Consider the following 912-nt stretch of genomic DNA (forward strand, 5'->3'; position numbering starts at 1 on the left):
CGATAACCGTTATCGGACCGGCGAGCCTTAGGGATGATCCCCTTTTCTTCGTAAAAACGGATTGTCTTACTGGTCAGGCCAGTAAACTTTGCTGCTTGTGAGATATTCATTCTGATATTCCCTGCATAAGTTAAATGCACCCACGCCTAGAGCTGATGGGTATTACTTTGGATAAGCAGGAAGCATTACGCTCCTGATGATTAGCTCATCAGGACTTGAGGGGGTCTATCTTTCTGGGTGAGATACAGCGACATCAAAGTCGCCTTATAAATAGGCTTGGTAAAGGGTGGATAAGCTATGTCCAATGATGTAACACTGGAAATGGCAGAACAAAGATGTCCTCCACATGAACTCTGTAACTCGCACCCTGGCTGATCAGCACAATCAACGGCTGAATGCATATCACCTCCCATCTCTACCATAGAGTTCATATCAGAAGACATATGCTCCATTGGCAAAGCTGCAGCCACACTCATCTGAGTTGTTCCAAACAACGTCATTAAAAGTGCAAAGATGGTGAAAAACCGTTTCATGTTCATGCCTTTTAATATAGCTCCACACTACCCACTGTGACAATAGACTCTGAAAATAGTTTTTTATTTTTTACCGCTTTTCTTGACCTTACTCTAACTGGAAGGCTTAAGCTGAATTAAATCGTAAGGGAAATACAACTATGTCCGAAGCTACAGAAGAGACTCGAAGCATTAAATTCTCACGTGTAGGAGACAGTGAGAAATTGACAGAAGAGTTATCCAACCTTGATGGAGTAATCGGGTTGCTCATGGCTGAAGATTGGTTAGAGGTTTCATACGAAGCAGCACAAATTCAGTGGAAAGGGATAGAACAGGTAATAACTAACAACCAGTTTGAATTGAAATCCGACTTACTTAGTAAATGGAAACGTAGTTGGTA

The 912-nt window shown here is 42.0% G+C and carries 3 protein-coding genes; 1 reads left to right on the forward strand and 2 read right to left on the reverse strand.

Annotated elements, in window-relative coordinates; genetic code table 11:
• Together GY843_RS02140 and GY843_RS02145 are read right to left on the reverse strand one after the other, a co-directional pair.
• The coding region (locus GY843_RS02140; RefSeq protein WP_297306075.1) for a MerR family DNA-binding transcriptional regulator at window positions 1–110 on the reverse strand (110 nt) is incomplete at its 3' end.
• 90 nt (window positions 111–200) lie between these two features.
• Complete coding sequence (locus tag GY843_RS02145) at window positions 201–533, reverse strand: hypothetical protein (protein WP_297306073.1); 333 nt, start codon at window positions 531–533, stop codon at window positions 201–203.
• Between the two features lie 140 nt (window positions 534–673).
• On the opposite strand from GY843_RS02145, the gene GY843_RS02150 reads away from it, so the two are divergent.
• Window positions 674–912 (forward strand): hypothetical protein (locus tag GY843_RS02150; RefSeq protein WP_297306074.1); only part of this gene is annotated, 239 nt, incomplete at its 3' end.

The organism is Neptuniibacter sp., assembly GCF_024231755.1.
Taxonomy (GTDB): Bacteria; Pseudomonadota; Gammaproteobacteria; order Pseudomonadales; family Balneatricaceae; genus Neptuniibacter.